Here is a 14,933-nt window from a genome sequence, read left to right on the forward strand (position 1 = left end):
GAGTGTTATTAAACCATGTTCAACTCAACCATATTATAAGCCATGGATCCGCATCTTTATATTAATGGCCAGCGCTTAACATATAGTGAACTTAACCACTTTCTCCCCTCCTCTCCTTTCGAAAAAAGTGCGGTTTCCTTTATAAAAGAATGGCGCTCAGGCGCACCCGACTTTAAAATGTACACCTCCGGATCTACCGGAGTACCCAAGTTGATAAAAATAAAGCGCTCGCAGATGGAAGCCAGCGCCAAATTCACCATCCGCGCACTTTCTCTTCAACCAGGACAGAACGCATTGGTCTGCCTGGACACAAAATATATTGCAGGAAAGATGATGTTAGTGCGGGCATTGTTGAATCAAATGAATATCATACTTCGCGAGCCATCCGCCAACCCTATGCTTAACCTCGGTGTACAACCAGACTTTGCTGCACTGGTTCCACTTCAGTTAGAAGAGGCCGCTGCAAATAGCGCAACATGCGATATCTTAAATAAAATGGCAGCAATAATAGTGGGTGGAGCCCCGGTAAACATTTCTCTGGAAGAGAGGCTCCGGCATATTAAGCCCCCTGTCTACGCCACCTATGGCATGACCGAAACTGTCTCTCACATTGCTCTTAAACGGCTTAACGGAGAAAAACGGTCAAACTATTATGAAGCTTTTGATGAAGTGATTCTGGATACTGACGAAAGAGGTTGTTTGGCGGTGACCTCCGTTTTGACCGATTATCAAACTATCATTACAAATGACAGGGTATTCCTGCATGACGCACATCATTTCGAATGGCTGGGGCGTATTGATAATGTTATTAACTCGGGAGGTATCAAGGTACAGAGTGAAAGGGTTGAGAGGGCGATTGAACAACTTTTTAACAAATTCAAAATCACAAACAGGTTCTTTGTGACGGGAATGCCTGATAATAAATTAGGACAACGAGTAACAATAGTTATTGAATCTGTAAAGCCGATTGGCCAGGCACGGGACCTCATGTCAGAACTCCAAAATATGCTCGATAAGTTTGAATGCCCGAAGGGGATCCTGTATTTACCAAAATTCGTAGAAACTGCTACGGGAAAGGTAAACAGGCATTTAACCACCGGTCAAGCTATGCGGGTCAGGTAACCGGTGCTTGTAAGAAAAACCCTAAGTGGCTTTCAAAAAAGTCATGGTCAAGCTCGCCTTCGCGTAGCCGCTTTGGCAGAGCAAAGGCTTATGCCTGCGCACCAAAGCGCTATGGCACACAGGTGTGGAATCCTCAAAAGCGGAGGCCCCGTATCCCCCGAAACCTTTCTAGCTTTCGGTATAGGATGACCGCTCTGTTTTCAGGCATTTTATACCGAACTCATGTTAATCAGTCCTACCAGATTCCTTTTCATCCGGCTGGCATTTTGGAATGGTAAACCAGAAAGTGGTTCCCTTGCCACGCTCTGATTCTATCCATATTTTGCCATGATACTCTGTGATAATCTTTTTAACAATCGCTAAACCCACTCCTGTACTTTCTCTGCTGTCCTTAGGTTCTAAAGTCTGGAAAATAGCAAAAGCTTTCTCCTGAAATTCTTTGGGAATTCCCGGCCCATTATCTGTTACGGAAAAGGTGTGATAGTTTTCATCCTCCTGGTAATCAATGGTTATGGTACCTACAGGTTTATCATGATATTTGACTGCATTGCTGATCAGGTTACTAAATATTTGCTCCATCAAAGTGCCGTTTATACAGACAACCGGAAGCTTCCTTTTCACTGAAACAGTAAACTTTTTAGGTACTTCCAATATCTCAATTACCTCCACAACCAGCTTATCCAGGTCCACTTCTTCGGACTTCGCCTCCACTTTTCCCACCCGTGCATAACTTAATATTCCGTCAATAAGATTTTCCATACGAAAAACACGCCCCCGAAGCAAATTCATATTTTTCTGAATATCTCCATGTGTTTTATCTGCAAGGTCTTCTTCAATCCATACCGAAAGATGATTAATAGCTCTTAATGGCGCCTTTAGATCGTGCGATACAATATATGCGAATTGATCCAGCTCGTTATTCCGTTGTTTAAGCACTTCGGCTGATTTGCGTAACTCTCTTTTCTGATATTCCAGTTCCGTATTAGACCTTTTTAGCTCCGTTGTTCTCTCATCCACTAATTTTCGTAACTCTTCCTGCTGCTTTCTGATGCTTTTCATTCTAACCATATAACCTGTGTAGAAAACACCGGTCAAGCCACAGAAGCCACCGAAGACCAACAAGGAAATGCCCCACCACGTGGCGTACCAAACTTTGCCAATTGCAAATTGAAACTTCAAAGGTTCACTTTCCAAATACCCTGCTATCTGATTAGCTTTGACCTCCAGTGTATATTCACCTGCATTAAGGTTGTCCAGCGCTAGTGAGTCATCAATACTGCGCCATGTTGAATCTGCCAGCCCTAGTATTCTGTAATAGTATAGATTTTTATGCAAAGGATAAGTAAGTGAAATGAACGATGCAGTAATACCCGCACCCGACTCAAAGTAATTTTCATCTCTTTTTGGAATGTAAGCCTTACCATTTACTTTTAAGTTAACAAACTGTGGCTTCATTACCTGTAGCGGCTGAGGTGTGGGTTTTAAAGATGTGCACAGGCCCTCCCTGGTACCTACCCATATCTTGCCTTTGTCATCTACTACCAAATTGCGATATATCATAAAATCAGCCGGCAGGCCCATTTTTTGATTATATACCACATGCTTCCCATCCTTATATCTGATCAGACCTTTACTATCCATACTGAACCAAACGGCTCCATCATCGGTGACTTCAGCAGCCACCGCCTCATTGTCCTCCATACCCTTAACTACAATTTTTTCTATCTCTCCATTTTTATACCGAAGCATTCCTGCGGTGCTGGCTAGCCAGATGGTGCTGTCATTTCCTATGCCGATGTCATGCACTTCAAAATTATCACCATAATCAAAATTCATAGGAACGCTGATATTCACAAACCTGTCTTTATCTGCATCATATCTGTACAGATAGCTGTCTTCTCCAATACCAGCCGCATATAAGATCCCGTAAGGAGCCTGTTCTGCAATTAACATTCTGCTTTCAAAACCATCACTCTCGTCATATTCGATGACCTCCAGATCGGGGGTAATTTTCAGTAGCCCGGTAAGTGGCTTATGACTCGGTGCCTGGGCACCCCAGATATTTCCCTCATCATCACTTCTGATCACAAATATTGCAGTTCCCCGATCAGAAAAATCCAAAACCCTTGACTTCCGGCCATTCTCCAGATAAAAAAGCTGATATGCAGTAGATGTTATCCATAATCTATTGCCTACGCTCTGCATTACACCTGGACGATAAGGAGCCAGATCCAGTTCCACATTTTCAATGCTATACGGATGTCTCCTTCCTGTTATTCTATATAAAATACCTTCTATTGAAACATACGTTTCATCTCCGGATACAGGAGCCAAACCACCTACTGTGGCATGTGGCAGCATCAAACTTATATTAGCAAAGGTCAACTCCCTTAGCAGTGTTATACCACGCTCATGCCCAACCCAGATCTCCTGAGGCGAACTAACAAATAAACTGGTGACTTTCTCGAAAGGAAGGCTTTGAATACGATGAGGGTCATTGCTATTGAATATTTTGCTGAAATTAATCCTTCCATCCCCGTACAACCCGAAATATATACCATCAGCTTCGGTCCCGAGAAGTACTCCTCCTTCTGATGTTACTTTGATCATTGAAACATCATCGGGGGCTCCTTCTATGGGTTGGTCACTTAGCAGATGGCCCAAACTGTCTATCCGTGCCAGCCTGAGTCCCGCATCGGTATACATCAATAAGTGGCTATCATCTAAAAGGCTGGCCGAAGATATTGCCCGAAACGCATCATATTTCTGCCGGGTAAACCTATTTTGCCGAACATCAAAATAATAGATGTCGCCCGTATGGCTCATAAGCCAAAGATTTCCGTTTTTATGAGGAACAATCAGGAGATCGGTATATATACCCTCAAAACCGTCCACACCATATTTTTCACTTCTTTTATCGTTGAACCTAACCACTCCATCGGGTATAGTTATCCAAAATTCTTCGTCATCAGTTTGAGCCATCTGAAAATTTTGCACTTCTTGCTCACCGAAAGGATCTAAGAAATCAGCCAGTTGAGGCTGGTGTTTAGAATATTGAAGCTCTCTGATCCCATAGTCCCCGCCAATTAGTAATCTGCCTGACGATGTCTTGAAAAGAACAGCATACCGGCCTTTCTCAATAAGCGTGGGATTGATGTCATCGAAACGATACAGCCCTTCATCAGTGGCAAGCCAAATAAATCCGGCAGAGTCTGAAGCAATGTCGTTCACCTTACCCTTAAAATCTGCAGAATGTTGATATGAGTCAACGTAAAACCGCTGTGCCATAAGAGGGGCGACACAGAAAAATACAGATATAAAAACGAGGTTCCGTAAAAAACCAGCCATTACAGAACTTCTAATATTAAACATGCAACATCTTTATAAAGATAAACAAAATAATTTTGCTAGTTCTAAACTATATAAGTAGGTAAATATCTTTGAAAATTTGCAGTACTTATGACCAAAAAAGTTACATCAGTGCGTTTGAAAAGGGGATTACAAACTACAACGGATATTGGACGCACTCATAGTTCCTTGATGCAGTTAAATGATTGCCCTTTCCTTTACCTCCTTTAGCCTACCCAGGGCCAAGGCCCCGATACCTAGCGTAAAATCCCTAAGGGCTATATCATAGAATCCACCCATTATCAGGTTCATCACGATCACAAACAGCCAGGCGCTTACTAAATAAGCACCAATATTCGGAAATAAGAACACTAATAATCCTGCTACAATCTCCACTATACCAACAATGTGCATGAAAGTATGTGAACTTATTGAAAGGATTTCCGGTACCCCTGGGTAGAGGTATTTATGCCAGTCCACTAATAAATGCCTGAACTTATCTGCACCCGCCAGGATCGGGAGTAAGCCATATGTAACTTTAAGAAGCTTATAGATACTATTAACAGTTGGATCAATTACCGAGGTTGCCATTGCATTGTTTTCATTAATTTTTAATGATCCTAACAAGCCTTGCAGAAGTTTGTTTATTTTTTTTTCAGCCTATGCCACAATAACTTATTGAGTATAAACAACATACCATACTGAAAAGAGAGGTCCCCATGAATAGTATGCAAAAAATATTAACTTTATAATTGTGATATTTTTTAATTGTTCTTCCCAGTCATGCAGGTAGACGCCAAGGGTTTATTGTTTTGGGCTATTATGTTCTTTTCTCAGGCCGCTTTCGGTCAGGTGACCTTTGTTATAGAAAGTCTACCAAAAGCAACACCTCTTAACGACACCATTTATATCTCAGGAACATTTAATAATTGGAATACAAATGATCCCGCTTACAGGTTAAAAAAACGGCTGGATGGAAAATATACTGCCACCCTACCCCGGGATTCAGGCACCATCGAGTACAAATTTACAAGGGGAGGCTGGCTTAAGACTGAAACCAACGAAAAGAACGAATACAGGCCCAATCGCTCCTTCACATACGGAAATAATGAGACAATATATATAACTATACCTAACTGGCAGGACCTGGGAGGCGCTCAACCCTTTGACTTTTTTGCGCTTTATTTTTTCGCCATTTCTTTTCAGGGTGTAATATGTCTTTTTTTACTTTATCGTATAAAAAATAATAAGGAAAGCCTCACCAATCCACTGGCCTTATGGATAGGTGTTATCAGTATTCTTCTGTTTGGAAGAGGCATCTATGAAATTGTCTCGACCAACTGGCAGATATATCTTGCCTCTGCTGCTCAAATTATAGTGTTTACCACCGGTCCCGTATTTTTTTTTATTGGCAAAGAAGGTTCTTTAACAACAAAAACAGTACTACGTCATTTCAGTCCTGCTCTGATGGTCTTAATCCTGGTGATCATGAAATCGATCAATTTTACACCACTGCAATTCTTAAGCTACTCGCTCTTCGCCAATATTACTATTGATCAATTTATTTCTCACGGCTTAGGGGCTTTTCATAATCTTGTTTATTTATTGGCCTTTGCAAAACTAAGATATAGTGAATATGCCCCTTTGGTTAGCTATAGTGTGCTTATAAAAAGCTTTATTTTAACAGGCTGGTTGTTAAATTTTTATTTGATCACAACCGGCGGCTGGCAGCACTATTTCCTGATCAAATTCGACCTGCCTCTACTACTATTATCTTTTCAAATACTCTTGCTCACCTGGCTGACCATAAAAAAACCAGAGTTCTTCAAAACCAAAGACCGGTCAATACCAACACCTGAAATTGAAAAACTAAAAGAGATAATACACAGGGTGATGACCATGGAAAAGCCTTATTGCAAATCTGATCTTTCCTTAAATGAGCTTTCGGAAATTGTTTGTATAAAACCTCACCTGTTATCGAAGGTCATCAATGAAGGTTTTAACCATAATTTCAGAGATTTTGTAAATAAATATCGTGTTGAAGAGTTTATAAGGCATGTAAACAGCGACCATTATAAGAATTATACCTATCTGGCTGTAGCTTACGAAGTAGGTTTTAATGCAAAGTCGACCTTTAACGTAGCTTTTAAGAGATTTACCAAAGTCACTCCAAGAGAATATTTCAAAAACAGTAACTCACTGAATACCAATTAATAAAGAGTACGGTTTTCTAAAACCATACCTCTTTAAAGGTCCCAGTTTATATTTTCGGACGCTTCCTTCATTTTCTGATGCTAATATGCGTTTCAGGTTTTCGATAATATCGACACCTATCATTTTTTTAATTTTCAACCAAACACCTTTTACCCTATGAAAATAACTAAGTACTTCAACTATAGTGGCATTACATTACTGTTTCTGCTCGGTATCTCCGCTGGAACAATAAAGGCACAAAATGATGCTATGATGCAAGCCTTCTACTGGGATGTACCGGTAGATGATGTTGCGAAAGACGGCTCCTGGTGGGATACACTAAAATCGCAGGCACAGGAGTTGAGCAATGCAGGTATTACAGGCGTGTGGGTACCCTCACCAGCCAAAGGAAATTTCGGAATATATGATATGGGATATGGCGTATTTGATCATTATGACCTTGGAAACTATACTCAGAAAGGAACAACCGAGACCAGGTTCGGCAGCAGAACAGAACTGGAAGAAATGATCGATGAAATGCATGACAAACAGATACATGTATATGCTGACATTATACTTAACCACATTTATACCAGTTCGGATGAAGAAGAATCTAATCCTGCAGTCAAACAGTATGTATTTGACAGAGCATATCGTAATGGAACCCAGTATGCGCCCTACCCTTCTCACGAAATAAAATGGGTAATCCCAAATGCCGGAACCGGTGATTACTATATTAAAGTGAGTGGGTATCATCTCAACTGGGGAGATCAAAATGAAGAGATTGGATATGACTTGCAAATAAGCTGGGATGGAAGCAGCCTGCCGGACGATACTTTCTCAGATGCCACACCCACCTGGGAAACAGAACCTAACAATGGTGGCGGAAACTTTAATACCTACCCTTCGTCAGGAGAAACTGCGAGAGGCAGGATATCCAGCGCATCAGATCTGGATGAATGGAAAATAACGGTTACATCAACTAACGACATTGTGATCCGTCTATGGCCAAGAAGAGACAGACCTGCCTCCGAGGGACCATGGGAGTGGCAATGGGCTGATGCCGGCAACAGAGGATACTACCCGGCTGAGATCTGGCACAATGGCGTAAATGTGGCTAACAGCACTCTTGAAGCACGTACAAACACAGGAATTTCATATGTGAATCATACCGGTACAAATGAGCCAAACTACACATGGAACTACGCTAACTTCCACCCTGTGGATGCCAATGACTGGCTTGGCTATCCCGGATCGGATGAGATTATCACCAACACGAAATTCTTTGGTAATGACCTCAATACCTACGATGCCGTTGTGCAGCAAAGATTAAAAGACTGGGGTGTATGGCTCTCTGACGAAATAGGTTTTGATGGTTATCGACTGGATTTTGTCAGAGGATTTCAGGAATCGTTTGCAGCCGACTGGATAAATAACCTGCCTGAACTCAATGGACAGCAAAGGTTTATTGTAGGCGAATATTGGGGAGGTGCCAATCGTATTAAGGACTGGGTAAATGCTGTTGCAGGCTATGGTGCAGATGTGGATGGCTTTGATTTTCCATTGAAAAATACCTTCAATGCCATGTGCAATGGCGGCCAGTCCGACTTTGATATGAAAAACCTCAAAAATGCCGGAATGGTGAGGGGTAGTGAGCACAGCCTGCCCGGCACTTCCGTAGTGACTTTTGTTGACAACCACGACACCGGTAAAGAGCATGATAAGTGGGTATTTAAAGATTGGAAAATGGCTTATGCCTATATGCTAACCCATGAAGGCAGACCTTGCATTTTTTATTCTCACTACTATGGTGTAGAGCAAAAAGATGCTCACGGGGGTGCATATACTACACAAGCGCCCGCCTCATTGCAAGAGGATATAAATAAGCTGCTATTCGCCAGAAAAACATATCTCAACGGCGGGCTAACAGTACTCAGTGATGGTGGAAATCCTTATCCTTCCGGAGACGCGTATCACGTTTACGTAGCCAGAAGAGCTGGTAATGGCACAAAGGATGGCGGCATTATTGTACTCAACAATCATGAAACAGACACAAAAGGTCTTTGGGTAGACAACGCCACATCCGGATGGAGCAATTGGGCTGGTACCACCCTGGTAAATGCATTTGACCCAACACAAACGGCTCAGGTATACGGAGATGGCAGAGTCTTTCTTTCAGCGCCTCCTCGTGGATATTCCTTCTGGGTGAAACAAAGTGATTATGTTGCATACTCTCCACCTGCAGGAGGCTCTTCCGCAAGATCTATGGGTGAAAATACTAATACCATCGTCAATAAGGTGGTGACGGATGGATTCGATGTAAGTCAAAACTATCCCAACCCTTTCTCTGGCGAAACTTTTATTGACCTGAGCATACCAGAACGTGGAAACGTTACGATCAATGTGATTGATGTAACCGGACGGGTAAAAAAGACTATCCTAAATAAGGAAATGGATAAGGGCATCCATCGCATATCCATTAGTAATCAGGGGCTGTCTAAAGGTATCCACTTTTACCGGGTAGAATACAAGGAAAATGTAGTGATACAGCGAATGTCCGCATTATAAAGATAGAAAAAGAAAGGGGTTTAACTTGTAAGTAGAGAGAGTCTTTCCGGCAACGGAAGGCTTTCTTTTTTGTACTCCGTTACCACTGCAATGACAATGTACCTTCATCAGTTAGCACCACCTGTGCGCCTAACTTTCTACTCTCACGGTCAAGTACATACTGAATCCAACGAATATCAGCTTTAGAAGCATTGTTGAGCCTCATATTTTTGATATGCATAGGTACCATTTGCATAGATAGTAGTTTTCCTGAAGAAGGTTCGATCACTGGAAAATACATCAATGCAAGGTCATCTCTAAATTGTTCGTAACCTTCAATCCCTTCATAATCATTGATAAAATCGCCCGCTCCATAAATGATGAGCTTACCGTGGTACACTTCAATTCCCCGGGGGTGATGGGATGAATGGCCATGTACAATATCGACACCTGCCCGATCAATCAATTGGTGAGCAAACTCCCGCTGTACAGAAGGAATATCGTAACCCCAGTTACTTCCCCAATGTACCGAAAACACCACGACATCTCCCGATCGCTTTTCTGCACTTACCTGCTCTTTGATGCTTATGAGCTCTTGTTTCCCCGGTTCCCGGAGATAACATATCCCCGATCGCTCGGTGGTAGCCCCCCAACCTGCCGGTACTCCGCTGCTTCCGGCACCATATGCAAAAACTAAGATCCTGCCCTTTTTCAACTGTAAAATGGCAGGCTTTTGTGCTTCCTCAGTATTCCTACCAGCTCCTGCATACAAGATACCGGCCGCCTCCAGGGTGCGCAGTGTCTCCACCAGCCCTGATATTTCCCAATCAAGCGTATGATTATTGGCAAGCGACACTACATTAATGCCCGCTTCAGTAAGTACATTGATATTTTTGGGGTGCATTCGATAGTTGATCCCTTTTCCCGGCCATGGTTGCTCATTATTAGTAATGCTGGTTTCCAGATTGATGATTTTAGCGGCTGGGGCAAACCGGCTCCAGACCTTTAATGCATCTCCCCAGATATATTTTGGAGAAACAGGCTGATCAATGTTTCCATTTTGGCTTTCCGCCAATTGCACATAATATGTTGCATCTTTAACATACGACTCATAAAGTATCGGATTCACCGAATGATTAAGTATCTGGTCAATTCCCCGGCCAGTCATAACGTCTCCCGATAAAAAGAGCGTGATGCCGTCCGCCTCCTGTAGCAAAGGACCTACCGCTTTCATATTTACAGCACCTGGTTTTTCAGCAGGCAAAAAAGCACAGATGCCCGCAACTATTAATAACCTCCACAACATATTCACTAATTAGTGTCTATAAGAAAACGCCAATGTCTGCGTTATGCTCGCCCCAAAAATGCTCACGTACCTCAGTACGCTCCGCATTTTTGGCACTTCACAAGCCTTGACCTTGACGTTTTCTTAAAGCCACTTAGAGTTTTCTTACAAACACTAATTAGTGTCTTTAAAAAAAATCGCTAAGCTCGCATTCGCGTAGCCGCCTGGGCGGAGCAAGGGCTTGTGCCTTCGCACCCGAAGCACCATGGCACATAGGTATGAAGTCCCAAAAAGCGGAGTCCCGCATAAATGTCAGTATAACTGTCGGGAAGAACATTCTTCGAGACACTAATTCCCTGTCAGTTTTACCACCTTATTATTTAAACACCCTCCAACAACAGTTGTTATACTGCTCTCATTATGTATTTTTACAAAAACACTTGCTTAATTACCAACAACAAATAAAAATGGAACAACGGCTTACAATCGTTACACTCGGAGTCGAAGACCTGACCAGGTCGACAGACTTTTATTCCAATACACTTGGCTGGGAGAAAACAAAGGAAAGCAATGATAATATCACCTTTTATAAACTAAATGGCATTTTGATTTCGCTATATCCCATTAAGAAGTTGGCGGAAGATGCTCAGACAGATCATCTTAGAAACGGCTTTAAAGGTTTTAGTCTGGCACATAATGCGCGGAGTGAAAGCGAGGTGGATCAAATATTTGATGATCTGCGAAAAAAAGGCGTTAAAATTATAAAAGAGCCGGAAAAAGTATTCTGGGGTGGCTATAGCGGGTATATTTCCGATCCTGATGGATACCTTTGGGAGGTAGCTTTCAACCCGTACCTGGAGCTGACCCAGGCTGGAGATGTTGCTTGATATTATTTACACACTGAAATTCACCAGCACCGGATAGCACAGTAGTGCCATCCGGTTGAGTACAATGCTAAAAACGGTAAGAAAGGCCAATCTCCAGACCGGATAACGTTCCTCCTGTGAGTTCAGCATTAGCGCCCCAGTTTTGATTGAAGTACCATCGGGCACCTGCTTGCAGAGCAATATATACGTCAGAATCTTCAAAGCTCGGATCTCCAGGCCCGTCATAGTCATGGCTCCATACGCTATAACCCAGAGAAAGCCCGCCATACAGATCCAGTTGGTCAGGTAAGCCACTGATATGCGCTCCGTAATGATAGTCCCCTCTAAAGCTCAGGTTAAAAATGGTATAGTCAATATCATATCCGCCCGTGAAAAAACTGTACCTTTTGGAATAGCTTCGGTAGCTGATCCTGGGTCCAATAGTTATTTTATCCGCTATACCGAAATCCATTCCGGCATATACAGGCACGCCCCAATTGGACACTCCTACTCCGAAATTGATCTGCTTAAAGCCTTGTGTGGGTTCAAATCCCTGTGCATTAGTGACATAGCTCACTCCTGATACTACGACAAGTAAAAAAAGTTTTCTTAACACTCTGTTCATTGGTTTCTTGTTTATTTATTGTGCAAAAGTTCGTTTTTTTAATGTACAATTCAAATATTCCCCCGGATGAAATTATAAAACCTTTATGGAAACAACTTGCACACTTACAAATAATTAACTTTTCAACAAATGGAACGAAAAACTGTTAAAAGAGTTTATGTTTCATTTTTAAAAAATGAATAGTAAGGCAATAGTATCAAGTTTCAAGCTTCAACCATTGTACCCAAAACAAATTGGGGGCTCACGTTGAAGTTCGGCTGGTTACTTTTTGGTTTGCTCTTTTAGTTTAATAATCTCCTTTTGCAGGTCTAAAACTATTGATGCCAGTTGCTCTGTTGAGACCTCGTTACTGTCCTTGGCATCAGGAAATTGTACACTGATGTAAGCTTTGCTGGCCCAAACCTCAAGCACATCATCTATGCTCACCTGGAAAGGAGCATACTGGCGGTTGTCCGAAACAAGAAACAATTTACCATTGTCTGCTATGTAGTTAAAGACCCTTTTGTAAACGATTCCCTCAGTCTTTGTCACCAGCACATAAGTTTTACCGTTCTTTATTTGCCTGATGTCATCCACATATTCACCAATAATAATGGTACCGGGCAGGATAGGTAACATAGAGTCTCCCGATATTTCAAACGCGCGATAGGTTGCATTTGTAGGTAAAATGGGCAGTTTAAACTTTGGCAATTCCTGAATGTACTCTGGGTCTGCATAACCATTAAGATAACCTGCGGCGGCCTTTTGGGGCACCAGCTCAATATTTTCCCTTTGGTTTTCATCTACAGTTATGGCGAGCACTTCCTTTCCTCTTTTAAACTTGCTTACATTTAATTCTTCGTCTGATAATCGGCTTACATCCTTATTGATAAGAATGTCCACCGAGGTACCAAAAACTGTCGCCATTCTGATCAGGTTACTTATACGTGGATCTGCCCGCCCTTCTTCGTAGGCACCTACTAATGATCTTTTTATATTTATTCTTTCAGCAAACTGCTCCTGAGTAAGGCCTATTTTCTTTCTCAGGTATTTAATATTCTCACTGATGAGACTCATGTCTTAGTTATTAAAAATTAAAATCAGGTCCTTCCGCCTGGGTTTATTTGCTAAATTATATAAATGCGAATGATAATAGCTATCCCGCTGTTCAATATATCTTATCTCATGCTCAATGGTACTTACTACTTCCTTTAATGTAGACCCCGATTCCACAAGCATATACCCATATAGGCCCCGCTGAGATGAAGAAGATATGATGAATTTAATCTGGCATTTGCCTGAGCTAAGCTTTTTGCTATACAATTTGAGTTTATATCCCTGATCCATAGCGCAAATATTTTAACTAATATTTTTAGTAATTATAATCACCTGTAAATTAAAATGCAACTATTATTGCTAAAAAAATTAGTCAGCCCCTGACCGCCGACAAATAAATCAAATTGTGTTTTTAATATCTGGCTACATACCTAAATTTGCGAGCACCGTATGAATGCATTAAAAGAAACAAACTTCACCTTCAGTAATCAAACCGGCTTCTATCGTGGCAAGGTGCGTGATATTTATTACTTTGGAAATAGAATGGCTATGGTAGCTTCCGACAGGATCTCAGCCTTTGATGTGATTTTGCCAAAAGCTATTCCTTATAAAGGCCAGGTACTCAACCAGATTGCTACAAGAAATCTGGAAGCTACCAGCGATATTTGCCCCAACTGGCTGGAAGCTACTCCCGATCCTAATGTAGCTATAGGCATCACCTGCGAAACATACCCGGTAGAAATGGTGATAAGAGGATATTTAGCAGGGCATGCATGGAGGGAATATCGGGATGGAAAAAGGAGTGTATGTGGAGTGGAGCTCCCCGATGGGTTAAAAGAGAATGACAAACTACCACAACCAATTATTACTCCAACCACGAAGGCTCATGAGGGTCATGATGAGGATATTTCGAGGGGGCAGATCATTGCCAAGGGTCTGGTGTCGGAAGCTGAATACTTACAGCTTGAAAATTATACAAAAAGATTGTTTGAGAGGGGGACCGAGCTGGCAAAAGAACGTGGACTGATTCTTGTTGACACGAAGTATGAATTTGGTAAGCTGGATGGCACCATCTATCTCATAGATGAAATCCATACGCCTGATTCGTCAAGATATTTTTACCTGGAAGGATATGAAGAACGCCAACAAAAAGGTGAGCCTCAAAAACAACTTTCGAAGGAATTCGTTAGACAATGGTTAATAGCTAATGGTTTTCAGGGAAAAGACGGACAAAAGATTCCCGAAATGACCGATGAGGTTGTAAATTCGATTTCAGATCGGTATCTTGAGCTTTACGAAAAAGTGACGGGTGAGCCGTTGGACAAGCAAGACTACAGTCAGGTGAACGAAAGAATTAAAAATAGCATTATTAAAGGGATCAACAAGCAATAGTTATGAAATAGTCATAAAGAAGAGCCAATCAAGCGACATGAATAATGGGAGAAAATTTGGGCTGATAAAGCCTTCTTTTAGAATCTGACTATTCCATGTGGCCATTGAAAATTAAATTATATACACATGAAATACACTATAGATAAACAAGAACGATATAGCCTTTTAAAACTTCATGAGGAAAAGCTGGACTCCAGCATTGCACCTAAACTGAAGTCGGAACTGATCACAATCCATGCCGAAGGAGTGAAAAATATAATTTTGGACCTTTCGGATGTTAAATACACAGATTCTTCAGGGCTAAGCGCTCTGCTGGTGGGCAATCGCGTAATCCAGGAAGACGGGGGTATTTTTGTGCTTTGTGGCCTTTCCGATCACACTATGAAGCTGATAAAAATCTCACAACTTGACAGTGTACTGAACATTCTGCCTACTACAGAGGAGGCTATTGACGCGGTATTCATGAATGAGCTCGAAAATGATCTCAAAGAGGGTGAAGACGAAGGTTGAGTATTTATTA

12 protein-coding genes are annotated in these 14,933 nt (G+C 41.8%); 6 read left to right on the forward strand and 6 right to left on the reverse strand.

Going from position 1 to position 14,933, the window contains the following annotated elements; translation table 11 throughout:
* The first annotated feature begins 42 nt into the window (after positions 1 to 42).
* The gene (locus C900_RS03130; protein ID WP_009578130.1) at positions 43 to 1,122 is read left to right on the forward strand and encodes an AMP-binding protein; all 1,080 of its coding nucleotides are present in this window, start codon (positions 43 to 45) and stop codon (positions 1,120 to 1,122) included.
* Positions 1,123 to 1,347: 225 nt separating this feature from the next.
* On the opposite strand, the gene C900_RS28055 is transcribed toward C900_RS03130, so the two are convergent.
* Both C900_RS28055 and C900_RS03140 read right to left on the reverse strand, forming a co-directional pair.
* Complete coding sequence (locus C900_RS28055) at positions 1,348 to 4,494, reverse strand: sensor histidine kinase (RefSeq protein ID WP_051052762.1); 3,147 nt, start codon at positions 4,492 to 4,494, stop codon at positions 1,348 to 1,350.
* A 174-nt stretch (positions 4,495 to 4,668) separates the two neighbouring features.
* The gene (locus C900_RS03140) at positions 4,669 to 5,097 is read right to left on the reverse strand and encodes a hypothetical protein (RefSeq protein WP_221408104.1); all 429 of its coding nucleotides are present in this window, start codon (positions 5,095 to 5,097) and stop codon (positions 4,669 to 4,671) included.
* A gap of 156 nt (positions 5,098 to 5,253) precedes the next feature.
* Between C900_RS03140 and C900_RS28060 the strand changes: the two genes are divergently transcribed.
* Positions 5,254 to 6,684 carry a helix-turn-helix domain-containing protein gene (locus C900_RS28060; RefSeq protein ID WP_009578135.1) on the forward strand — a complete coding sequence of 477 codons (1,431 nt, stop codon included), beginning with the start codon at positions 5,254 to 5,256 and terminating at the stop codon, positions 6,682 to 6,684.
* Between the two features lie 156 nt (positions 6,685 to 6,840).
* Positions 6,841 to 9,231, forward strand: coding sequence for an alpha-amylase family glycosyl hydrolase (locus C900_RS03150; protein WP_009578136.1), 2,391 nt, complete (start codon positions 6,841 to 6,843; stop codon positions 9,229 to 9,231).
* A 79-nt stretch (positions 9,232 to 9,310) separates the two neighbouring features.
* On the opposite strand, the gene C900_RS03155 is transcribed toward C900_RS03150, so the two are convergent.
* A complete protein-coding gene (locus C900_RS03155) occupies positions 9,311 to 10,516 on the reverse strand; it encodes a CapA family protein (RefSeq protein WP_009578137.1) in 1,206 nt (401 codons plus the stop codon).
* 446 nt (positions 10,517 to 10,962) lie between these two features.
* Here C900_RS03155 and C900_RS03160 point away from each other — a divergent pair, with 446 nt between their 5' ends.
* Positions 10,963 to 11,382 (forward strand): VOC family protein, encoded by a 420-nt coding sequence (locus C900_RS03160; RefSeq protein WP_040495425.1) that lies wholly within the window; start codon positions 10,963 to 10,965, stop codon positions 11,380 to 11,382.
* A 67-nt stretch (positions 11,383 to 11,449) separates the two neighbouring features.
* On the opposite strand, the gene C900_RS03165 is transcribed toward C900_RS03160, so the two are convergent.
* From C900_RS03165 to C900_RS03175, 3 genes are all read right to left on the reverse strand, one after another.
* On the reverse strand, positions 11,450 to 11,986 hold the full coding sequence (locus C900_RS03165; RefSeq protein ID WP_009578139.1) for an outer membrane protein: 537 nt from the start codon (positions 11,984 to 11,986) through the stop codon (positions 11,450 to 11,452).
* Between the two features lie 261 nt (positions 11,987 to 12,247).
* Positions 12,248 to 13,042, reverse strand: a complete 795-nt coding sequence (locus C900_RS03170; protein ID WP_009578140.1) for an XRE family transcriptional regulator — start codon at positions 13,040 to 13,042, stop codon at positions 12,248 to 12,250.
* A gap of 3 nt (positions 13,043 to 13,045) precedes the next feature.
* Positions 13,046 to 13,312 carry a hypothetical protein gene (locus C900_RS03175; RefSeq protein ID WP_009578141.1) on the reverse strand — a complete coding sequence of 89 codons (267 nt, stop codon included), beginning with the start codon at positions 13,310 to 13,312 and terminating at the stop codon, positions 13,046 to 13,048.
* Positions 13,313 to 13,471: 159 nt separating this feature from the next.
* Here C900_RS03175 and C900_RS03180 point away from each other — a divergent pair, with 159 nt between their 5' ends.
* Together C900_RS03180 and C900_RS03185 are read left to right on the forward strand one after the other, a co-directional pair.
* Positions 13,472 to 14,413, forward strand: a complete 942-nt coding sequence (locus C900_RS03180) for a phosphoribosylaminoimidazolesuccinocarboxamide synthase (RefSeq protein WP_009578142.1) — start codon at positions 13,472 to 13,474, stop codon at positions 14,411 to 14,413.
* Positions 14,414 to 14,539: 126 nt separating this feature from the next.
* Positions 14,540 to 14,923, forward strand: coding sequence for an STAS domain-containing protein (locus C900_RS03185; protein WP_009578143.1), 384 nt, complete (start codon positions 14,540 to 14,542; stop codon positions 14,921 to 14,923).
* The last annotated feature ends 10 nt before the right edge of the window (positions 14,924 to 14,933 follow it).

It is taken from the genome of Fulvivirga imtechensis AK7, from assembly GCF_000331535.1.
Classification (GTDB): Bacteria; Bacteroidota; Bacteroidia; order Cytophagales; family Cyclobacteriaceae; genus Fulvivirga; species Fulvivirga imtechensis.

Bases quoted from the DNA above. Each gene is read 5' to 3' on its own strand.
- C900_RS03180 (WP_009578142.1), top strand. From the start codon at position 13,472: ATGAATGCATTAAAAGAAACAAACTTCACCTTCAGTAATCAAACCGGC.
- C900_RS03170 (WP_009578140.1), bottom strand. From the start codon at position 13,042: ATGAGTCTCATCAGTGAGAATATTAAATACCTGAGAAAGAAAATAGGC.
- C900_RS03165 (WP_009578139.1), bottom strand. From the start codon at position 11,986: ATGAACAGAGTGTTAAGAAAACTTTTTTTACTTGTCGTAGTATCAGGA.
- C900_RS03185 (WP_009578143.1), top strand. From the start codon at position 14,540: ATGAAATACACTATAGATAAACAAGAACGATATAGCCTTTTAAAACTT.
- C900_RS28055 (WP_051052762.1), bottom strand. From the start codon at position 4,494: ATGTTTAATATTAGAAGTTCTGTAATGGCTGGTTTTTTACGGAACCTC.
- C900_RS03160 (WP_040495425.1), top strand. From the start codon at position 10,963: ATGGAACAACGGCTTACAATCGTTACACTCGGAGTCGAAGACCTGACC.
- C900_RS03130 (WP_009578130.1), top strand. From the start codon at position 43: ATGGATCCGCATCTTTATATTAATGGCCAGCGCTTAACATATAGTGAA.
- C900_RS03155 (WP_009578137.1), bottom strand. From the start codon at position 10,516: ATGTTGTGGAGGTTATTAATAGTTGCGGGCATCTGTGCTTTTTTGCCT.
- C900_RS03175 (WP_009578141.1), bottom strand. From the start codon at position 13,312: ATGGATCAGGGATATAAACTCAAATTGTATAGCAAAAAGCTTAGCTCA.
- C900_RS03150 (WP_009578136.1), top strand. From the start codon at position 6,841: ATGAAAATAACTAAGTACTTCAACTATAGTGGCATTACATTACTGTTT.
- C900_RS28060 (WP_009578135.1), top strand. From the start codon at position 5,254: ATGCAGGTAGACGCCAAGGGTTTATTGTTTTGGGCTATTATGTTCTTT.